We start from the raw sequence: 19,190 nt of genomic DNA, 5'->3' as shown, positions 1-19,190 counted from the left end.
CGGGTGGGGTCAGACCCTAGAGTCGGGCGCGTGCTGAGCCCGTTCGACCGTGACCCCGTCCTCGTCGAGGTCGTCCGTGACGGCCTGGTGGAGAGCGTCCACCACGGCCGGGTGGCGGTGACGGGACCCGACGGCTCGCTGATCGCCTCGCTCGGCGACCCGGGCGCCCTCGTCTACCCGCGCAGCGCGAGCAAGCCGCTCCAGGCGGTCGGGATGCTGCGCGCCGGGCTCGACCTCGACGGCGAGCTCCTCGCTCTGGTCTGCGCGTCGCACTCGGGCGAGCCGTTCCACCGCGCGGCGGCCCTGCGCGTCCTGGCCCTGGCCGGGCTCGACGAGTCGGCTCTGCAGGACCCGCCGGACTGGCCGCTGGACGAGCAGGCCAAGGAGGAGCTCCTCCGCCACGGCGGCGAGCGGAGCCGGCTCGCCATGAACTGCTCCGGCAAGCACGCCGGGATGCTGCTGACCGCCGTACGCACGGGGTCCGACCCGGCGACCTACCTCGACCCGGCGCACCCGGTGCAGCGGGCGGTCGAGGACGCCCTCGCGGACCTGACCGGGGAGACTCCGGCGGGACCGGCGGTCGACGGGTGCGGTGCTCCGCTCTGGGCGGTGTCGCTCACGGGCCTCGCGCGGGCGTTCGGGCGGGTCGCGGCCGACGGAGGTCCGGCGGAGGCGCGGGTGGCGGCGGCGGTCCGGGCCCACCCGGAGTTCGTGTCCGGCACTCGGCGCGACGAGCTCGCGCTGCACCGGGGCCTGCCCGGGATCGTCGCCAAGGCCGGTGCCGAGTCGGTGTACGCGGTCGGCCTGCCCGACGGTCGTGGGGTGGCGATCAAGATCGACGACGGCTCGACCCGGGGCCGGGCGGTCGCGATGGCCGGCGTCCTCCAGCGGCTCGGGCTGGTCGCCGACGTGCTGGACGAGCAGTCCCGCGTCCCGGTCCTCGGGGGCGGGCGCCCGGTCGGCGAGGTCCGGCCCTACGCCCCGACCCTGGAGGGGATCGGGGCGTAGCGCCTCGGCGGCCGTGGCCGCCGGGGACCTACTTCTTCTTGCTCTTCTTCGACTTCTTGTCGTCGGACTTCTTGTCGGACTTCTTGCTGTCCGACTTCTTCGTGGCCTTCTTGCTGTCCGACTTCTTGTCCGACTTCTTGTCGGACTTCTTGTCGGACTTCTTGTCGGACTTGTCGTCCTTGGCCGGAGCCTTCGCGGCGGCCTTGGCCGGCTTCGCCGCGGGGACGGCCGCGTTCAGCGACGCCTCGAGGCTGGTGAGCCGCTTCTCGGCGTTGGCGAGCGCACGACGCAGGACCTTGAGCTGGTCGCCCTGCGCGTCGACCTGGTTGTCGATCTCGGTGATGACGTCGCTGACCGGGGTGTCGATCGTCGGGCGGGCCGGCGGGGTCGGCGTCGTACCGCCGTCGGGGCGACGGCTCAGGTGCTCGGCGACCTCGGTCGGCAGGGCCTGCTTGTTGTTCGGCGCGTCGAGCGGCGAGTCCGGCGTCTCCGCACCCGACTGGGGCGTGGGGGCCGGCGTCGAGGCGGGGGCCTTGCGGGCCGTCGTCTTGCGCGGCGTGGTCGGTCGGGCCGTCGCGGCCTTGCGAGCCGTCGCCGCCGTACCGGTGGTGGTCCCGGCCGTCCGCGGCGTCGCCGCCTTGCGCGGGGTCGCGGCCTTGCGCGGCGTGGTGGTGGTCTTGCGCGCGGTGGTCTTGCGCGGGGTCGTGGTCCGGCGGGCCGGCGGCGCGGTCGCCGGGGGCGTGTCGGCGTCTGCGGCGAGGTCGCCCGGGGTGGCGCTGGACGGGTCGGACGGCGCGGGCGTCGTGCTGCTCGCCTCGGGCTCCGTCGTCGTCGAGGTCGGCTCCGACTGCTCGGCCGCGGCCTCCGCGGGGGCGTCGGGGGTGACGTCAGGGGTGGTTTCGGTCATGGGCGGTCCTCGTGGTGTGGATGGTTTGACGACGTGCCGCCCGAACAGGGGCACGGGGTGGAGAAAAGGGTGGTGAGACGACTCAGCCGCCACCATGACGGTGACGGCTGAGTCGAGGACGACGTGCTACTTGAAGGCGTCCTTGACATCACCAGCGGCGTCCTTGACGTGCTCGCCGGCCTGCTTCGTCTGGGCGGAGGCCTGGTCGGACTGACCCTCGGCCTGCAGCCGCTCGTTGTCGGTCGCGTCGCCGGCAGCTTCCTTGGCCTTGCCACCGAGCTCTTCGACCTTGTTTTGGATCTTGTCACCGATGCCCATAGGAGGGGCTCCCTTCGTCGACGCTGTTGCGGTCAGGTTACGCCCCGGCCCCGAACCGCGCCGGATCGGGATCAGCGCACCCCGAGGCGGGGACGGACGTGCAGCCCGACCTCCGGGTCGACCAGCGCCTCCTGCCCGGCGGCGATGCCGTCGGCGAGCAGGGTGGCGTCGACGTCGACGTTCCGCTTGACCAGCCCCAGCGCGATGGGCCCGAGATCGTGGTGACGGGCGGAGCTGCCCACGAAGCCGACCGTACGGCCGTCGAGCGTCAGCGGGGAGCCGACCGCCGGGAGCCGCTCGGCGCTGCCGTCGAGGAGCAGCAGCACCAGGCGGCGCGGTGGGCGTCCGAGCGTGTGGACCCGCGCCACCGTCTCCTGGCCGCGGTAGCAGCCCTTGTCCAGGTGCACGGCCACGCCGATCAGGCCGGCCTCGTTGGGGATCGTGCGGGCGTCGGTGTCGAGACCGGTCCGCGGGACGCCGGCCGCGATGCGCCGCGCCTCGTACGCCCAGGTCCCGGCGCGCGGGGCGTCGCCCAGGACGTCCTCGAGGCGTTCGCGGGGCACGAGGAGCTCGGCCCCGCCGAGCGAGTCGGCACCCTGTCGTACGGCGAGGGCGTCGGGCTCGACCACGTCCGGGTCGGCGCTCCAGACCACGGCGACGGAGTCGGTCAGGTCGGCGACCTCGACCCGCATCATGAAGCGCATCGAGTCGAGCCAGGCCGCGGCGGCCGCAGCGGCTCCGGGCTCGGTGTGGGCCCAGAACGACGTGCCGTCGTCGACCCCGTACAGGGTGTGCTCGAGGTGCCCTTGCGGGGAGAGCACCAGCACCGTCGTCCCCTGGCCGGGCGCCAGGCCCAGCAGGTGCTGGGTCGTCAGCGAGTGCAGCCAGGTGAGCCGGTCCGGGCCGGTGACCCGGAGGACACCGCGGTGCGACAGGTCGACCCTTGCGTCACCACGTTCCATGGCGCGCTGCTCGCGGACCGGGTCGCCGTAGTGCCAGGGCACGCCGGCGTCGGGACCCTCCTCGGCCACCACGGGGGTCGGTCGCTGCGCGTCGCTCATGCGAGGGTCAGCGTCTCCGGGGAGACGTTTCTTCCCCCTCCGCCGGGAGACGATCTCCCGGCGCTCGGAGCTCAGACGCGACGCAACCGCGCCCAGAGGTGGTTCTGCAGCGGGTGGCCGCCGGCGGCCTTGTCGAACGTCCACAGCAGGTCGCCCTCGACCAGGCCGTACAGCCGCTGCCCGGCCGTGTACTCGTCGGCGCTCGCGGTCCGGACCACGGCGTCGGTGGTCAGCTCGATCTTGGCGCCGGTGATGCTGCCGTACCAGACCTCGGCGTAGCCGCTGGGGTGGCACATGACGACCTCGAGCCCGTCGTCGGCCTGCGGGCGCCAGAAGCCGGTCTCCATTGAGAGCGGGCGGACCGCCTTGCCCTCGGCGTCGACCTCGAAGGTCTGGGAGAGGTAGTGCAGGAAGTCGCCCCCGTTGGACGCGAAGTCGATCTGCTGGCCGAAGTCGAACTCCTCGGTGCCGGGGTAGACCCCCTTGCCGGTGCCCTCCCACCGTCCGACCAGCCAGGCCAGGCGGTTGACGGCAGGGTTCAGGTCGGTCGGGAGCTCGAATGGCACGGGAGCAACCCTAGTAGCCGGCCGCATAGCGTGGTCCCGTGCCGAACCGCTACGTCATCGTCGGAGCCGGAGCCATCGGGGGCGCGGTCGGGGGTCGGCTGCACCAGGCCGGGCGCCCGGTCGTGCTCGTGGCCCGCGGCGAGCACCTCGAGGTCCTGCGCCGCGACGGCCTGCGGCTGCGGACCCCGGACGAGGACGTCCGCCTGGACGTGCCGGTCGTCGGCGGTCCCGACGAGCTGGAGCTGACGCCCGACGACGTGCTCGTCTTCGCGACCAAGACCCAGCAGGTCGACGCCGCGCTGCGCACCTGGGCCGACGTCGACGTGCACGCGGACGGACGGGTGGTCGGCCCGGCCGGGGCGCTGCTGCCGGTGCTGACCGCGCTCAACGGCGTGGCCGCGGAGCCGATGGCGCTGCGCTACTTCTCCCGGGTGGTCGGGGTCTGCGTCTGGATGCCGTCGGTGCACCTCACCCCCGGCGAGGTGATCATCCGGGGAGGTCCGACGTCGGGGATGCTGCACCTCGGCTCCGTCCCCGCCGGGCGCGAGCACGACCTCCTGGCCGGCGTCAGCGCCGACCTGGTCGCCGCGACGTTGGACGCCCCGCGGCCCGACGACGTCATGCCGTGGAAGTACCGCAAGCTGATCTCCAACCTGGCCAACGGCCTCCAGGCGTTGCTCGGCGCGGGCGGTGGCTCGAAGGACCTCGCGACGGCCTTGGAGGGCGAGGCCCGTACGGTGCTCGCCGCCGCCGGCATCGAGGTGACGCCGGACGCCGAGGAGGCCGCGGCCCGCTCGGCCGGCTTCTCGATGCACCACGTGCCCGGCGTGCCCGACGACGTGGGCGGCTCCACCTGGCAGTCGCTGCAGCGCGGGACCGGCAACGTCGAGACCGACTACCTCAACGGGGAGATCGCGAGGATCGCGCACGGGATCGGGCAGGAGGCGCCGTACAACGCGCGGCTCGCCTCGCTCGTTCGGCAGGCCGCCGCCCGGGGTCAGCAGCCCGGGGCGGTGACCGCGGCGGAGGTCGCCGAGGCCCTCGGGCTCGCGTAGCCGGGCTCGGCCAGGCGAGCTCTAGTAGACGAGCGCCTGGACGTCGGGCGCGAGCACCCGCTCGACGAACGACGCCGACCCGGCGATCGTGCACCCGTCGAGCAGGTCCGCCTCCGTGAGCCCGCGCCGGGCGGCGCACTGCGTGCACACCGCGACGGCGCCCAGCTCGACCAGAGGTGCGGCGAGGTCGTCCACGGGGGTCGCGTGCTCGAGCCCGAGGTCGGGCCGCCGGTCGTCGCCGACCGCGAACCAGACGGCCTCGCCGGTGAGGAACACCCCGACCTCGGCGCCGGCGGCCAGCGCGGTCGCGGCGACCGTCCAGGCCTGGTTGGCCCGTTCCGGGGCCTCGGCCCCGCAAGTGATCGAGACCATCAGGGGACGCGGCGAGGCGGGCATGCGGTCATTGTCGGCGCGAGGCTAGGGTCCCCGACGTGCGGGTGGTGGTGCAGCGGGCGTCGAGCGCGAGCGTGACGGTGGACGGCGAGGTCGTCGGGTCGTTGCCCGGCCCCGGTCTGGTCGTGCTCGTCGGCGTGACGCACGACGACACCGAGGCCGACGCCACCCGGCTGGCGGAGAAGGTGTGGACGCTGCGCGTGCTGGAGGGCGAACGTTCCGCGGAGCAGGAGTCCGCTCCCCTGCTGGTGGTCAGTCAGTTCACCCTCTACGCCGACACCCGCAAGGGCCGACGTCCCTCGTGGAACGCGGCCGCTCCCCGACCGGTGAGCGAACCCCTGGTCGAGGCCTTCGTCGCCGCCCTGCGGGCCCGCGGAGCGCACGTCGAGACGGGCGTCTTCGGCGCGATGATGCAGGTCGCCCTGGTCAACGACGGCCCGATGACCCTCCTCCTCGACTCGCAGACCTGAGGGCAACGACCCCGGAGACGAGAAAGTGGTCACCCCGGGCCGCTTCCTGTCGCCAGGGAAGGGCTCGGAGTGACCACTTGCGTGGAAGAGCAGGGGGTCAGGCGGCGTCGAGCTCCACGTCGACCTCGGCCACGCTCCCGACGGTCGCGACGACCGTACGGTCGGTCTTGGCGCCCGGCGCAAGGGTGCGCAGGGTCCAGCGACCGTCGTGGGCGAAGAACCGGAAGTGCCCGGTCGCCGAGGTCGGGACCTCGGCCGTGAACTCGCCGGACGGGTCCAGCAGGCGCACGTACGCGCCGGCGACGGCCTCGCCGCCCCGCAGGACGCGGCCCTGGATGACCGCCTCCTTGGAGGTGTCGACGCCGGCGATGCTCAGGCCGCCCTTGGTGGCTCCGCACATGGTGATTGCCTCGATCGTGAGAAGGGGTGGAGCAGGAGGGGTGGTCAGGCCTGGCCGGGCTCGTCGCCGACGGCGACCGGGACGCCCACGAGGGAGCCGTACTCGGTCCACGAGCCGTCGTAGTTCTTGACGTTGCTCTGGCCGAGGATCTCGTGCAGCACGAACCAGGTGTGCGCGCTGCGCTCACCGATGCGGCAGTAGGCGATGATGTCGGTCCCGAAGTCGAGGCCGGCCCCGCTGTAGAGCGCCTTCAGGTCCTCCGCCGACTTGAACGTGCCGTCGTCGTTGGCCGCCTTGCTCCACGGGACGTTCACCGCGGTCGGGATGTGACCGCCGCGCTGGGCCGCCTCCTGCGGGAGGTGAGCCGGCGCGAGCAGCCGGCCGGCGAACTCGTCGGGGCTGCGGACGTCGACGAGCGCGTCGGTGCCGATCGCACCCACGACCTCGTCGCGGAACGCGCGGATGCTCAGGTCGGGCTCGCCCGCCTGGTACGAGGCGGCCGGGCGGGTGACGGTCTCCGACGACAGCGGGCGGGCGTCGAGCTCCCACTTCTTGCGACCGCCGTCGAGCAGGCGGACGTCGCTGTGGCCGTACAGCTTGAAGTACCAGTACGCGTACGCCGCGAACCAGTTGTTGTTGCCGCCGTAGAGCACCACGGTGTCGTCGTTGCCGATGCCGCGCTCGGACAGCAGCGCGGAGAACTGCTCACGGTTGACGAAGTCACGCCGGACCGGGTCCTGGAGGTCGGTCTTCCAGTCGATCTTGACGGCGCCCTCGATGTGGCCGCCGTCGTAGGCGGTCGTGTCCTCGTCGACCTCGACGAGGACGACGTTGCTGTCGGACGCGTGCTCGGCGACCCAGTCGGCGTCGACGAGAACCTCAGACGTGCTCATGTGCGAATCTCCTGTGCAGTGGCGGTGGGACGGACCGGACGCTCGACCTCCGGGGCGCGAGGCCGCGGGCGGTGCGTACGGATGTTCGGCGCGCGCGAGGCGCGGGGCTCCATGGCACGCACCAGGCGTGGCGGCGGAGCCGGTCAGGCACCCAGGGTCAGGGCCGACAGAGCGACGAGCGCATTCGACCGTGGTCCACCGCACGGCGGCGGACCAGCGGGAGTGCCCACTCGGTCGTCATGACGGCAACGTTACGACGGTCACGCGCGAACCCCCCAGCGGGCGTACCAGATCCCGAGATCGTTGCCCACATCCTGAGACGTCACGGATGCGTTTCCGTTTCGTCACGTGAGGTTGTTCACACGCCGTTCACGTCTCCGCCACATCCTCGGCGGTCTAGCCGCCCGCGAACGGGGGCAGCACCTCGACCGTGGTCGGTCCGTCGAGAGCCCGCCCCAGGGAGTCCGTGGAGGCCGCGATCCCGTCGACCAGCAGGCTCGAAGCCCTGATCACACGCGTGAAGCGGTCGTCGTCGTGCCCGGTGAGGACGAGGTCCACCGCCTGCCCCACCGTCGCGGCCTCGACGGCCTCCGAGGCCCGGCCGGCGGCGGCCCGGGCGCCCGCCCAGTAGTTCAGGGTCACCAGCGTCACTGGGATATTGTCCCGCCATGCACCAGGGCAGCGAAGCGGCGGCCCGGGTGCGGTCCGGCGTCTGCTGACCGAGCTCGACCATCCCGCTGAGGAGACCTTCGATGGCCACCCTGCTGCTCCTGACGAACGACATGCACGCGTCCGCCGAGATCCTTCCAGCGCTCGAGCTCCTCCCGCACCAGGTCAAGGTCGCCCAGGCCGAGGCCACGGCGCTCCTCGACGCACCGGCCGCCGACGTCATCCTGCTCGACGCCCGCCGCGACCTGGTCGGGGCCCGCTCGCTCTGCCGCCTCATCGAGACCACCGGCAAGGAAGCACCCCTGCTGGTCATCGCCAGCGAGGGCGGCCTCGCCGCGCTGAGCTCGGACTGGGGCTTCGACGACCTCCTGCTCGCCACCGCCGGACCCGCCGAGGTCGACGTCCGGCTGCGGCTCGCGATGACGCCGGTCTCCCACTCCGGGGTCGACCCGCTCATCCAGACCGGCAACATCATCATCGACGAGGCCGGCTACAGCGCGAAGCTCAACGGCGTCCAGCTCGACCTCACCTACACCGAGTTCGAGCTGCTGAAGTACCTCGCGCAGCACCCCGGCCGGGTCTTCAGCCGTCAGCAGCTGCTGAGCGACGTGTGGGGCTACGACTACTACGGGGGCACCCGGACGGTCGACGTCCACGTGCGTCGCCTCCGCGCCAAGCTCGGCCCCGAGTACGAGTCGGTCATCGGCACCGTGCGCAACGTGGGCTACCGCTTCGTCACCCCGGCCGACGAGCCGAGTCGTGACTCCGGACGCGTGCCGACAAGCCAGTAACCCCCGTCTGAATGCAAAGCGCGGCAACAAGTGGGGGACCAAAAGCCGCTGCCGCACGCCGAGGAAGATCCATCCAACGGACCACCGAGGGCCGACGCGACCGCGCACCGCGCAATGCGCACGCTCGCTAAACGCGAAGTTCTGCCGTGGTCGATAACTGGGCGTTGAAGGATTCCACGTGGCAAATTTTGCTCGACTTGAGGTAACGTCCTTCTCCTCTTTGAGCCGGTGGCACTGGCGACTTGTATCCGCAAATGGGACTTTGTTAGCCGATCATCAAGCGGAGTTGAACACCTCAAGTTGGCAGTTTGCCGCTTTCATTGATCTCGATGGATACATCCAGTCGAACGCTGACCCCGACGGCGAACCACACGACGAGAACTTTATCGTTCGTGGGCTTGGGGAGTGGCTTACCTCTTACGGGCTTGGCGCAATTAGCATTGAGTTGAGCCAAAGTCGCCAGCCCGTCCTTCTGACAATATCGAGCTCAGCGGCCGGCGCCGAGGTCCTGGCGTACAAGCCGTGGGAGATCGCTCTTGTGAACGGCGTGACGTTGGCCGAGCAGCAAGTTAACTTCATACTGGACAAGAGTTCTCCTCGAACCATTGCAAAGAGCGCAGTCGGAGATCGGCTACGGATGCTTGGCGTCTTCAGTCATCCAGAAGGCCTAGATGCACTCAATCTGCGGCGGGAGCGATACGAACTGGTAAAACTGATTCATTCTATCGCCGCCGTTGGCAACAAAGCAATCGAATTGAAGGTCCTTCAATACGGGGCAACGCGCACAGAGTTGACCGAGGCACTACTGGAAGGCAGCGGTTGGGATATCATCCACATTTCAGGCCACGGCTCGCCCGGTTCGCTTGTTCTAGAGTCATCGGAGGGCCTGCCAGACTTCGTTACCTCAGACGACCTACTTGACATTCTCGAGTACAACTCTGATCAACTAAAGCTTATTACGATCTCCACATGCAACTCCGCCACGCTAGTGGCCCACCGAACGCTTGAAAGCCTTGGATTCGCGCAGTCGCCCATAACCGGTACGGCCGCAAGCGCTCAAACACCGGGCTTCTCGGTCGCAGGCGAGGTAGTCGAGAAACTTGATTGCACCGCACTCGCGATGCGTTATCCAGTTGAAGACGATTTCGCAGTGGCGTTTGCGAGCGAGTTCTACGACATCCTGCTCGGGAAGGCTCAGCCTGTCGCCAAAGCACTGAGCTTGGCGCTGCGGCGGAACCTACAGAACTCAGCCTTCGACTTCGGTGCGCTATGTGCGGCTACCCCGATGCTAGTCGGTGAACGGGCTGCAACACTCTCTATGGTCGCACCGGCAGGCAGACCGATCTTTTTCGATCCTGCAGATCTCAAGCTTGCAGGACTCCCACCCGAGCCCGACCGGTTTGTTGGTCGAGTTAGCGCCATGTCGGCGATGCGAGAAGTTCTCGCGCCACAGTCCAAATATGTGGGGGCACTCCTTCACGGCATGGCAGGTACAGGAAAGACGACTATGGCTCTGGAGGTTGCATATAATTTCCAACATTCGTTCCAGGTGGTCATCTGGTTTGAGGCCCCAACCGCTGATGTGGCCGCGCCGGCAGTCGACGGAGCCCTACTCAACTTTGCTCTGGAGTTAGAGCGCAGGATCCCAGGGCTGGCATTAATTGACGTTCTGACAACTGGCACTGAACTTTCGCGGCGCCTAACATTACTCACAGAGTTCCTTGCGCAGAACCGAGTTCTTGTCTTAATAGACAATATCGAATCGCTCCTTACCGCTGACGCCTCTTGGAGAGACGCGCGGTGGTCGCAGTTGATTAGCGCACTGACCTCCCATGCTGGGCTCTCCCGAGTTGTGTTTACCACTCGCCGGGTCCCAACCAACTTGAACCTTCGAGTTCGTAGCTATCCTGTGCACGCCCTGAGTCTTGAGGAGTCGGCATTACTCGCGCGAGAATTGCCGCACCTCCGCCAGCTAATAGACGGGACGAGTAGCGAAGCCGGCGTGAGTGCGGCTGCTGGCAGAAACCTAGCGGCTCGAGCGCTGCGCTTGATGCAAGGGCACCCGAAATTGGTCGAGTTGTGCGACGCTCAGGCAAAATACCCCTCAAACTTGAGAATGCAGCTCGATGACGCCGAGAAAACGTGGATCGAGCGTGGCGTATCACTTGAGGCGTTCTGGGCGATTGGTGCATCTAACGCAACCGGAGACGATTACTTCGCCTTGCTCCGAGACTGGACCAGGTCTGTCTTTGACGCACTACCTGCGGGAAGTAAAGGCTTTCTTGCCTACTTATCTGCACTTGAGGAGGGCGACAGGATTTCCAACGTCGTCCAGGAGAACTGGCAGAGCCTGCTTGTAGCAACCTCCAGCAATTTAGCCGAGTGGCCGGACGTCGACAAAGCCGTAGGTGAGTTGGTAAGTCAGGCCTTGATCCGTGTCTCCTCTGATGGATCTGGACGTGCGTTCAAGTTTGAGATACACCCCGCAGTAGCCGAGACGGTCCTTAGCGCTTCATCCACCAACTATTTGGATCTAGTCGCACGAACACTCGGTGACTTCTGGCTACGAATACTTGACAACGGCTTAAGTCACGAAAGCCTGGGCGGTGGCAGTTCCATCCTGCATGCTGCTAGGTCTGGATTGCCGTACCTAGCCCGCTCGAAGAGGTGGGCGGACGTTGACTTCGCAGCTCAAGGATTAATCAACCGCGACCTTAGTCCACTTACGGCGGCGATCGTCATCCCCTTTCTGGACGTCGCCATAGCGGCTGAGACGGATCAGGCCATCAAGATCTACCTGGCCCGTACACGTGCCCGAGCACTTACGTCCGTTGACTTAAGACGGGCGACGGCCGCATTCGAGAACCTCTTAGTGACGTCGGTTCAGGCCGAAGAGTGGGAGGTTGCGTATGGCTTAGCTGGAGACGTCGCTAACGGTTACATGGATTTATCTATATTTGACCAGGCCTTCATCTTCGCTGAACAACAAATCGATTATGTACAAAGAGCGGGTCGCGGGCCTTGGACTCAACTACTCGCGCAGGGGACGCGGCTAGAAGTTGCGTATCTGATGGGAGACGCGAAAGGCGCTCTAGAACAAGGGCGGGCCCTTTATGCTCGGATTCCTGACTTGCCGTACCCGCCTGGGCCCACAGACTCGACAGTTATTGACTGGAACGTTCGGGAATCCCTCCTTAATACCTTGGTCTTGGCCGCGAGGCAGTTGCGTCTCTGGGATGAGGCGCTTGCCATCAACGGGGAGATCAACAGATCCCAAGTCGCTCGGGGCGCAGCAGCGGGCGAGCAGGCTTCTGATGCATTCCATAGCTGGCAGCCGCTTGTTGAACTTGGACGCCTACCGTTAGCAAGGGATCTTCTACAGAAGTGCCGCCAGATTTTCGAGTCTGAAGGTCGCCTACAACAACTAGCAGAGACGCTTGCTGCGCTTGCTGAAGTCGAGCTACTTGCTGGGCGCGCGGACCTCTCGGCCCATCTGCACCGCAAAGCCGAGCGGCTCCGGGATGGGATCGACAAGGAAGGTCGTTCGAAAGACTGAATCAGAACTCCCGAAGCAGTCGCAGGCAACAGGGATCGTAAAAGACTTATCTGAGCGCCGGCCGGTAACCGGCCTAGGGAAAACACGTATTAAAGAATCCCTGCCGACTTCTAGGCTATACGTGACGGGGGCGCGAACGGCTGCCCGGACTGAGTAACCGAAGGCATCAGTCCTCGTGCCGCGAGCGCTCGATCCGGGCGGCGAGGCGGCGGACGTGAGTGGGGATCGTGCCGGGAGGCCCGTCCTTGCGCACGTGCTGGACGGCGCCGACGACCTGCGCGCCGATGAGCGGGACGAGGGCGAGCGTCGACCAGTTCGCCACCGCACCGGCAAAACCGACGTCGTGGCTCGCCGCGATGCCGGCGAAGATGCCCGCGACGACCACCGGGTACGAGACGACGTGGACGACCCAGGAGAAGCGCTCGCCGACGCTGGCCGAGGGGTCCACGCGCCAGACGTTCCAGGCGCGGAGCCACAGCCGCTGCTGCACCACGCAGCAGACGCCGATCAGCGCACCGCAGACGAGCAGGGCGATGATCCAGGGCACCGCGGTCGTCGAGGTCACGCCGCTCGTCGTCGCGTTCAGCGCCAGCAGGGCGAGGATCACCGACGCCGTCGCCAGCACGGACCCCACGGCCACGAGCATCGCGCTGCGCTGAGCACCGGCCACCAGCAGGTCGGGATCGTTGGTCCTGCCGCCGTTCGCCACGGCGGTCAGGATAGGCGCAGCGGCCAGCCCGACCGGGCCGCGTAGCGTGACGGCCATGCCTGGCGCGGACGACGTACGGATCAGCCGCGACCCGGACCTCGAGCTGCTCGACCGGGTCGGCGCCCTTCTGAAGCGTGCGGCCGCGGCGGACCCGTCTCCCGCGCTCAACGAAGCGGGGCTGCTCGCCCTCAAGCACCCGGAACGTCCGGACACGCGTCACCTCGTCGCGCTCCGCGGGCCGGAGCCGGTCGGCTACGCCCAGCTGGCCGCCGACGGGACGGGCCAGCTGGTCGTCGACCCCGCGTCCCGGCGGCAGGGCGTCGGCGGTCTGCTGATGACCTCGCTCCTCGACGCGGCCCGCGACCTGGGCCTCCGGTTGCAGGTGTGGGCCCTCGGTGACTCCCCCGCCGCCCACGCGCTCGCCGCCCGCACCGGCCTCGTCCCGATGCGCACGCTGCTGATCATGGAACGGCCCCTCGCCGACCTCCCCGGGCCGGTGGTCCCCACCGGGATCACGATCGCGCCGTTCCGCGTGGGGACGGACGAGCAGGCCTGGCTGACCGTCAACGCGCGTGCCTTCGCCCACCACCCCGAGCAGGGCTCGATCGACGCCGAGGACCTGGCCGAGCGCCTGCACGAGCCGTGGTTCGACCCTGCGGGCTTCTTCCTGGCGCGGGCCACGGGAGATCCTGACGGCAAGGTGCTGGGCTTCCACTGGACCAAGCAGCACGACGCGCTCGGCGAGGCGGGGCTCGGCGAGGTGTACGTGCTGGGGGTCGACCCGGACGCGCAGGGCCGCGGGCTGGCCAAGGCGCTGCTGCTCACCGGGCTCGCGCACCTGCGCGACGCCGGCGACGAGGTCGTCGAGCTCTACGTCGAGGCCGACCAGCCGGGACCGGTGGGGCTCTACCGCGCGTACGGCTTCACCGACGCCAGCCGGGACGTGATGTACGGCGGACCCGCCGTCGGTCCCACGTCTCCGACGTCGTAAGAACGTTCACCTGCGCTGAGTAACATCAGCGCTTCGCCGAGCATGAGGAGTGTGATGGACGTGGTCGACACGGCTGTCCCCAGCCTGGAGACCGATGGCGGCACCATCAACACCGACGGGGCGGACCTGAGCCTCCTCGACGACCTGCCGGCGCCGGAGCTGCCGTCCGACCGGTTCCTGGACCGCGAGCTGTCGTGGCTCGCGTTCAACAACCGGGTCCTCGACCTGGCCCGTGACACCGTCCGGGTGCCGCTGCTCGAACGGGCCAAGTTCCTGGCGATCTTCGCCTCCAACCTGGACGAGTTCTTCATGGTCCGGGTGGCCGGGCTGAAGCGCCGGATCGCCGCCGGCGTGGCGGTCCCCGGCGTCAGCGGCCTGCTGCCGCGCGACCTGCACGCCGCGATCCTCAACCGGACCCGCAAGCTCGTCGAGGAGCAGCACCGCCTGTTCTCCGACGAGATCCGCCCGGCCCTCGCGGACACCGGCATCGAGCTGCTGCGCTGGGACGAGCTGCGTCCCGAGGAGCGCGAGCGCATGCACGTGCTCTTCGCGGAACGCATCTTCCCCGTGCTGACGCCGCTGGCCGTCGACCCGTCGCACCCGTTCCCGTACATCTCGGGCCTGTCGATCAACCTGGCCGTCCTGGTCAAGAACCCCGAGACCGGCCAGCGCCAGTTCGCGCGCGTCAAGGTGCCGACGGTGCTGCCGCGGTTCATGTCGCTGGGCGAGGGCCGCTTCGTCCCGCTCGAGGACGTCATCGCGCGCCACCTGGACCAGCTGTTCAGCGGCATGCAGGTCGTCAGCCACCACGTCTTCCGGGTCACCCGGAACGAGGACGTCGAGGTGGAGGAGGACGACGCGGAGAACCTGCTGCTCGCCCTCGAGAAGGAGCTGCTGCGCCGCAAGGTCGGCCGCCCGCCCGTGCGCCTCGAGGTCGAGGACGACATGGACCCGCGGATGCTCGAGATCCTCACCACCGAGCTGGACATCAGCGAGCGCGAGGTCTTCTCGCTGCCCGGTCCGCTGGACCTGCGTGGGCTGTTCTCGCTCACCGACCTCGACCGGGCCGACCTCAAGTACCCGGCGTTCCTGCCCACGACCCACCCGCACCTGGCCGAGGTCGAGACCGCGCAGCCGGCCGACATGTTCGCCGCCATCCGGCAGCGCGACGTCCTGCTGCACCACCCGTACGACTCCTTCGCCACGAGCGTGCAGCGCTTCATCGAGCAGGCGGCGGACGACCCGCAGGTGCTCGCGATCAAGCAGACGCTGTACCGCACGTCGGGCGACTCCCCGATCATCGACGCCCTGATCGAGGCGGCCGAGGCGGGCAAGCAGGTGCTCGCGCTGGTCGAGATCAAGGCCCGCTTCGACGAGCAGGCGAACATCGCCTGGGCCCGTCGGCTCGAGCGGCACGGCTGCCACGTCGTCTACGGCGTCGTCGGCCTCAAGACGCACTGCAAGCTGGCCCTGGTCGTCCGCGACGAGCCGGACGGCCTGCGCCGCTACGCCCACGTCGGCACGGGGAACTACAACCCGAAGACGGCCCGCCAGTACGAGGACATGGGCCTGCTGACCGCGAACCCGATCGTGACCGACGACATCGGCCGGCTCTTCAACCACCTGTCGGGGATGAGCCAGGAGACGTCGTACAAGCGGCTGCTGGTCGCCCCGCACGGCGTCCGGACCGGACTCATCGAGCGCATCGAGACCGAGATCGCCCACCACGAGGCGGGCCGCGGCGGCTACATCCGGATCAAGGTCAACTCCCTCGTCGACGAGGCGATCGGGGACGCGCTCTACCGCGCGTCGCAGGCCGGCGTGCCGGTGGACCTCTGGGTCCGCGGCATCTGCACCATCCGGCCGGGCGCCCCCGGGCTCAGCGAGAACATCCGCGTCCGCAGCATCCTGGGCCGGTTCCTCGAGCACAGCCGCCTGTTCTGGTTCGCCAACGGCGGGCAGCCCAGCGTCGGCATCGGCTCGGCCGACCTGATGCACCGCAACCTGGACCGCCGGGTCGAGGTGCTGACCTCGATCAGCTCGCCGGCGCACGCCGCCGAGATCGGCGAGCTCTTCGACGTGGCCTTCGACAAGGGCACCGCGTCGTGGAAGCTGCAGCCCGACGGCACCTGGACGCAGTTCACCGCCGACAGCGAGGGCAAGCCGCTGCTCGACATGCAGGAGTGGTTGATCGGGACCAAGAGCCGACGCCGGCTGGGCGCCAACCCATCACGGTGACCGTCTCCGTCATGCGCGCGGGCGGGGTGCAGGTCATCCCCGCCCGGCCCGTGCTCGCCGGCGGCGCGGTCGTCACGCGGCAGCACCCCGAGCGCGGCACGGAGGTGGTGGTGGTGCACCGCCGCCGCTACGACGACTGGTCGCTGCCCAAGGGCAAGGTCGAGAACGGCGAGTCGGTCCCGGCCGCGGCGGTCCGCGAGGTGCTCGAGGAGACCGGCGCGACGATCAGGCTCGGCGCCCCGCTGGACACGGTCTCGTACGACCTCACCAAGCCCGCCCGGCCGGACCTGTCCAAGCACGGCAAGCTGCTGACCGGCATCAAGCGGGTCAGCTACTGGGGCGCGACCGCGACCCACGTCGCCCGGCGTGCCCCGGACCACGAGGTCGACGTCGTCTCGTGGCTGCCGGTCCGCGCGGCGCTCGGCCGGCTGTCGTACGCCGCCGACCACTTCCTGCTCGAGCAGTACCTCGAGCAGCCGGTGACCACGCCGTTGATCATCGTGCGCCACGCCAAGGCGATGGACCGCAAGGACTGGTCCAAGAAGGACGTCGCCCGCCCCGTCAACGCCCAGGGCCGCAAGCAGGCCAGGCTGCTCGTTCCGATGCTCGGGGCGTACGGGGTGGAGAAGCTGGTGTCGTCGACGGCGGTCCGCTGCGTCAGCACGCTGCAGCCGTACGCGGCCGCGGGGAAGCACAAGATCGCGACCTACCCCGGCCTCACCGAGGAGGAGGGGACCGACGACGCGAAGGGCGTCGCCCGCATCGTCCGCCGGGTCCGGTCGAACGCCGTCCGGTCGGGACGACCCGCGGCGATCTGCGTCCACCGCCCCGTCCTGCCGCACGTCCTCGAGGCCCTCGACATGGCCCCGGCCACGCTCGTGACGGGTGAGTTCCTGGTCGCGCACCTCACCGAGGACGGCAGCGTCCACAGCCTCGAACGGCACCGACCGCAGGTCTGAGCGCGAGCGTCAGGGAGCGTCGGCCGCGCTGACCGGCTCCTCGACCACGCGACCGTCGTCACCCCGACGCACCAGGACGGCCTGCGCGCCGGCCCGGGCGGAGATCGCGCCGACGAGCTGCTCGTCGACGAAGTGCAGGCCGCAGTCGTCGTCGACGCCGTAGGTGTCGCCGAACCCGTCCGCGACGAGGTCGAGCAGCGCGGGCCGGCGGCTGGGCTCCGACCGGTAGTGCGGGCACATGCCGCCGGGCAGCCAGCCGAGGCCGTCGGTCAGGCCGTCCGCCCGCCCGACGAGCCAGGAGTCGGTGGTCGAGCGGCCGAACCAGCAGTTCGCGCCCGCGCTCACGCCGGCCATGACGACGCCCGCCTCGTACGCGCGGCGCAGGGCGGCGTCCAGGCCGTGGGCCCGCCAGACGGCGAGGAGGTTGACGGTGCTGCCGCCGCCGACGTAGACGACGTCCTGCTCGGCGAGGAACGCGTCCAGGTCGGCCACCTCGCGGTCGAAGAGCCGCAGCACGCTGGGCCGGGCCCGGCCGGTGAACGCGTCACGGAACCGGTCCTCGTTGTGCCCGGGGTCCCCGCTCGCGGTCCCGACATAGGCGACGCGCGGGGTGTCGCGGTCCGCGAGCGCCAGCACGGCATCGTCCAAGGCGCGGTCGTCGCCGGACAGGAACCCGCCCCCACCGAGGGCGACGACGTGTCGGGGCACGACGGGCAGCCTGCCACGCGCCTCGCCCAAGCCCGGCGTGGGGCTACTCCTGGACGACGAGGGCCTGGTCACGCACCGCGCGGGAGACGAGGCGGACCGTCAGCCGCTTGAACGCGTCCTCGACGAAGGCCTCGACGTGGGCGTCGTCGACCGCGAACGCCGTCACCGGGATCTGCCCGGAGTCCCAGCCGAGCCGCTCGATCTCCTCGACGCTCACCACGCCGTGGGTCGTCCGGTCGAAGGCGTAGACGGTGACCGCGGTGGACTCGTCCACCGCGATGTCGACGCCGAGGATCGTCCAGCGCTCGCGGTCGACGCCCGCGAGCTCGTAGAGGCTCGGCGACCCCAGCGTGGCGACCGCGTCCTCGGCGGCCGCCGTCCCGACGTAGTCGCTCCATCCGGCGGTCGCCGGGCCCAGCACCTGGTGCTCAGTCACCCCGTGATCGTGGCAGCGCCCGGTGAACGACCGGCGAACGGCGGGCGGACGGCACCCGACGCACGCTGGTCCGTGGCCATCGCCGTCCGCACGGCCGCGCCGACGTCCGGGTTGTCGGTGAAGAAGTCGTCCATCCCCGCCCGCACGAACGTGCTGATCTCGCCCGCGAGGTCGCCGACGCCGTCGAGGTCGTCGCCACCGCGCAGCTGCAGCGGCAGGAAGCGGTTCTCGCGGCGGAACGTCCAGCCGGTGACCCGCAGGCCCGCCTCGTGGGCGTCGCGCAGGACCTGGGTCGGCTCGAGCAGCCGCCCGTCGGCGTCGCGCGGGATCATCAGGTCCTTGTGCAGCCCGACGTGGTCGGCGTACTCCTTGATCGCCGCGAGCCCCTGCGGGGTCATCAGGTCGAGGTACGTGCGCGGGTCGTCGGTGCTGCGCAGGTCGTACGGCGCGCCGCTCACGTGGCAGACCTGCATGAGCGGCAGGTCGGTCAGGCCCGCGAGCGTCTGGAGGTTGCCGGTCTCGAAGCTCTGGATGACGACCGGGTCGTCGCGCCGGCTCCACCCGTGCCGGTGCAGCGCGTCGACCAGCGCCTCCTCGAGCGGCAGGCCGATCGAGCGGAAGTACGTCGGGTGCTTGGTCTCCGGCGCGACCCCCACGGGCCTGCCGTCGCGCGTCGTCGAGCGGCGGGCGAGGGCGAGCACCTCGTCGAGGGTGAGGACGGCCTCGTCGGCGTACGCCGCGCTCTCGGGCCGGAGCGCCGGGAGGGGCTCGCGCGCCCGCAGGGTCTGGAGCTCGGCCAGGGTCAGGTCCTCGGTGAACCAGCCGGTGACCTGGCGACCGTCGATCGTCTTGGTCGTCCGCCGGTCGGCGAGCTCGGGGTGGTCCGCGACGTCGGTGGTCTCGGTGATCGCGCTCTCGTGCCGGACGACCAGGTGCCCGTCGGACGTCGGGACGACGTCGGGCTCGATCACGTCTGCACCCTGGGCGATCGCCAGCTCGTAGCTCGCGAGCGTGTGCTCGGGTCGGTAGCCGCTTGCGCCGCGGTGAGCGATGACCAGCATG

The 19,190-nt window shown here is 69.5% G+C and carries 20 protein-coding genes; 8 read left to right on the top strand and 12 right to left on the bottom strand.

Annotated features, from left to right (window positions below):
* Window positions 1-30 precede the first annotated feature (30 nt).
* Window positions 31-1,008: an asparaginase gene (locus FHX39_RS01860; protein ID WP_183336308.1), complete on the top strand. Its 978-nt coding sequence runs from the start codon at window positions 31-33 to the stop codon at window positions 1,006-1,008.
* A gap of 28 nt (window positions 1,009-1,036) precedes the next feature.
* Here the strand turns inward: FHX39_RS01860 and FHX39_RS01855 are convergent, their stop codons facing one another.
* The 4 genes from FHX39_RS01855 to FHX39_RS01840 form a co-directional block, all read right to left on the bottom strand.
* A complete protein-coding gene (locus FHX39_RS01855) occupies window positions 1,037-1,915 on the bottom strand; it encodes a hypothetical protein (RefSeq protein ID WP_183336306.1) in 879 nt (292 codons plus the stop codon).
* A gap of 126 nt (window positions 1,916-2,041) precedes the next feature.
* The gene (locus FHX39_RS01850) at window positions 2,042-2,233 is read right to left on the bottom strand and encodes a CsbD family protein (protein ID WP_183336304.1); all 192 of its coding nucleotides are present in this window, start codon (window positions 2,231-2,233) and stop codon (window positions 2,042-2,044) included.
* 71 nt (window positions 2,234-2,304) lie between these two features.
* Window positions 2,305-3,294 carry a CAF17-like 4Fe-4S cluster assembly/insertion protein YgfZ gene (ygfZ, locus tag FHX39_RS01845; protein WP_183336302.1) on the bottom strand — a complete coding sequence of 330 codons (990 nt, stop codon included), beginning with the start codon at window positions 3,292-3,294 and terminating at the stop codon, window positions 2,305-2,307.
* A gap of 71 nt (window positions 3,295-3,365) precedes the next feature.
* Window positions 3,366-3,860 carry an FABP family protein gene (locus FHX39_RS01840; RefSeq protein WP_183336300.1) on the bottom strand — a complete coding sequence of 165 codons (495 nt, stop codon included), beginning with the start codon at window positions 3,858-3,860 and terminating at the stop codon, window positions 3,366-3,368.
* A gap of 38 nt (window positions 3,861-3,898) precedes the next feature.
* Here FHX39_RS01840 and FHX39_RS21925 point away from each other — a divergent pair, with 38 nt between their 5' ends.
* Window positions 3,899-4,915, top strand: a complete 1,017-nt coding sequence (locus FHX39_RS21925) for a ketopantoate reductase family protein (protein WP_183336298.1) — start codon at window positions 3,899-3,901, stop codon at window positions 4,913-4,915.
* Between the two features lie 21 nt (window positions 4,916-4,936).
* Here FHX39_RS21925 and FHX39_RS01830 read toward each other — a convergent pair whose 3' ends face one another.
* Window positions 4,937-5,311 carry a DsrE family protein gene (locus FHX39_RS01830; protein WP_183336296.1) on the bottom strand — a complete coding sequence of 125 codons (375 nt, stop codon included), beginning with the start codon at window positions 5,309-5,311 and terminating at the stop codon, window positions 4,937-4,939.
* A gap of 35 nt (window positions 5,312-5,346) precedes the next feature.
* Here FHX39_RS01830 and dtd point away from each other — a divergent pair, with 35 nt between their 5' ends.
* Window positions 5,347-5,778, top strand: a complete 432-nt coding sequence (gene dtd / locus FHX39_RS01825) for a D-aminoacyl-tRNA deacylase (protein ID WP_183336294.1) — start codon at window positions 5,347-5,349, stop codon at window positions 5,776-5,778.
* Window positions 5,779-5,875: 97 nt separating this feature from the next.
* Here dtd and FHX39_RS01820 read toward each other — a convergent pair whose 3' ends face one another.
* The 3 genes from FHX39_RS01820 to FHX39_RS01810 form a co-directional block, all read right to left on the bottom strand.
* Window positions 5,876-6,178, bottom strand: coding sequence for a DUF1416 domain-containing protein (locus FHX39_RS01820; protein WP_183336292.1), 303 nt, complete (start codon window positions 6,176-6,178; stop codon window positions 5,876-5,878).
* 44 nt (window positions 6,179-6,222) lie between these two features.
* Entirely contained in the window at window positions 6,223-7,071 is an 849-nt protein-coding gene (locus FHX39_RS01815) for a sulfurtransferase (RefSeq protein ID WP_183336291.1), read from the bottom strand.
* Window positions 7,072-7,467: 396 nt separating this feature from the next.
* Window positions 7,468-7,722 carry a MoaD/ThiS family protein gene (locus tag FHX39_RS01810; RefSeq protein WP_183336289.1) on the bottom strand — a complete coding sequence of 85 codons (255 nt, stop codon included), beginning with the start codon at window positions 7,720-7,722 and terminating at the stop codon, window positions 7,468-7,470.
* A 101-nt stretch (window positions 7,723-7,823) separates the two neighbouring features.
* On the opposite strand from FHX39_RS01810, the gene FHX39_RS01805 reads away from it, so the two are divergent.
* Window positions 7,824-8,531, top strand: a complete 708-nt coding sequence (locus tag FHX39_RS01805) for a winged helix-turn-helix transcriptional regulator (protein ID WP_183336287.1) — start codon at window positions 7,824-7,826, stop codon at window positions 8,529-8,531.
* 286 nt (window positions 8,532-8,817) lie between these two features.
* The gene (locus tag FHX39_RS01800) at window positions 8,818-12,087 is read left to right on the top strand and encodes a CHAT domain-containing protein (protein ID WP_183336285.1); all 3,270 of its coding nucleotides are present in this window, start codon (window positions 8,818-8,820) and stop codon (window positions 12,085-12,087) included.
* Window positions 12,088-12,253: 166 nt separating this feature from the next.
* On the opposite strand, the gene FHX39_RS01795 is transcribed toward FHX39_RS01800, so the two are convergent.
* Window positions 12,254-12,853, bottom strand: a complete 600-nt coding sequence (locus tag FHX39_RS01795; protein ID WP_183336283.1) for a hypothetical protein — start codon at window positions 12,851-12,853, stop codon at window positions 12,254-12,256.
* Here FHX39_RS01795 and mshD point away from each other — a divergent pair.
* From mshD to FHX39_RS01780, 3 genes are read left to right on the top strand one after another with little or no spacing between them, the layout of a single operon-like run.
* A complete protein-coding gene (mshD, locus tag FHX39_RS01790) occupies window positions 12,852-13,787 on the top strand; it encodes a mycothiol synthase (RefSeq protein WP_183336281.1) in 936 nt (311 codons plus the stop codon). The two genes, FHX39_RS01795 and mshD, sit on opposite strands and share 2 nt — an antisense overlap.
* A gap of 54 nt (window positions 13,788-13,841) precedes the next feature.
* Window positions 13,842-16,025 carry an RNA degradosome polyphosphate kinase gene (locus FHX39_RS01785; RefSeq protein ID WP_183336279.1) on the top strand — a complete coding sequence of 728 codons (2,184 nt, stop codon included), beginning with the start codon at window positions 13,842-13,844 and terminating at the stop codon, window positions 16,023-16,025.
* Entirely contained in the window at window positions 16,022-16,984 is a 963-nt protein-coding gene (locus tag FHX39_RS01780) for an NUDIX hydrolase (RefSeq protein WP_183336277.1), read from the top strand. Before FHX39_RS01785 ends, FHX39_RS01780 begins: the two co-directional genes overlap by 4 nt.
* A gap of 9 nt (window positions 16,985-16,993) precedes the next feature.
* Here FHX39_RS01780 and FHX39_RS01775 read toward each other — a convergent pair whose 3' ends face one another.
* From FHX39_RS01775 to FHX39_RS01765, 3 genes are read right to left on the bottom strand one after another with little or no spacing between them, the layout of a single operon-like run.
* Window positions 16,994-17,692 (bottom strand): Type 1 glutamine amidotransferase-like domain-containing protein, encoded by a 699-nt coding sequence (locus FHX39_RS01775; RefSeq protein WP_183336275.1) that lies wholly within the window; start codon window positions 17,690-17,692, stop codon window positions 16,994-16,996.
* Between the two features lie 43 nt (window positions 17,693-17,735).
* Window positions 17,736-18,128, bottom strand: coding sequence for a hypothetical protein (locus FHX39_RS01770; RefSeq protein WP_183336273.1), 393 nt, complete (start codon window positions 18,126-18,128; stop codon window positions 17,736-17,738).
* Complete coding sequence (locus FHX39_RS01765) at window positions 18,125-19,189, bottom strand: glycerophosphodiester phosphodiesterase (protein ID WP_198423221.1); 1,065 nt, start codon at window positions 19,187-19,189, stop codon at window positions 18,125-18,127. The genes FHX39_RS01770 and FHX39_RS01765 overlap by 4 nt, the downstream gene beginning before the upstream one ends.
* Window position 19,190: the final 1 nt, after the last annotated feature.

It is taken from the genome of Microlunatus antarcticus (genome assembly GCF_014193425.1).
Taxonomy (GTDB): Bacteria; Actinomycetota; Actinomycetes; order Propionibacteriales; family Propionibacteriaceae; genus Microlunatus; species Microlunatus antarcticus.
Note: the sequence above shows the minus strand (reverse complement) of the source record. Positions and strands in the feature narration are given on the sequence as shown.

What these genes read in the sequence shown, in the direction of transcription:
- ygfZ (WP_183336302.1), bottom strand. Translation starts at nt 3,294, where the DNA reads ATGAGCGACGCGCAGCGACCGACCCCCGTGGTGGCCGAGGAGGGTCCC.
- FHX39_RS01815 (WP_183336291.1), bottom strand. Translation starts at nt 7,071, where the DNA reads ATGAGCACGTCTGAGGTTCTCGTCGACGCCGACTGGGTCGCCGAGCAC.
- FHX39_RS01785 (WP_183336279.1), top strand. Translation starts at nt 13,842, where the DNA reads ATGGACGTGGTCGACACGGCTGTCCCCAGCCTGGAGACCGATGGCGGC.
- FHX39_RS01855 (WP_183336306.1), bottom strand. Translation starts at nt 1,915, where the DNA reads ATGACCGAAACCACCCCTGACGTCACCCCCGACGCCCCCGCGGAGGCC.
- FHX39_RS01765 (WP_198423221.1), bottom strand. Translation starts at nt 19,189, where the DNA reads ATGCTGGTCATCGCTCACCGCGGCGCAAGCGGCTACCGACCCGAGCAC.
- FHX39_RS01795 (WP_183336283.1), bottom strand. Translation starts at nt 12,853, where the DNA reads ATGGCCGTCACGCTACGCGGCCCGGTCGGGCTGGCCGCTGCGCCTATC.
- mshD (WP_183336281.1), top strand. Translation starts at nt 12,852, where the DNA reads ATGCCTGGCGCGGACGACGTACGGATCAGCCGCGACCCGGACCTCGAG.
- FHX39_RS01830 (WP_183336296.1), bottom strand. Translation starts at nt 5,311, where the DNA reads ATGCCCGCCTCGCCGCGTCCCCTGATGGTCTCGATCACTTGCGGGGCC.
- FHX39_RS01820 (WP_183336292.1), bottom strand. Translation starts at nt 6,178, where the DNA reads ATGTGCGGAGCCACCAAGGGCGGCCTGAGCATCGCCGGCGTCGACACC.
- FHX39_RS01805 (WP_183336287.1), top strand. Translation starts at nt 7,824, where the DNA reads ATGGCCACCCTGCTGCTCCTGACGAACGACATGCACGCGTCCGCCGAG.
- FHX39_RS01850 (WP_183336304.1), bottom strand. Translation starts at nt 2,233, where the DNA reads ATGGGCATCGGTGACAAGATCCAAAACAAGGTCGAAGAGCTCGGTGGC.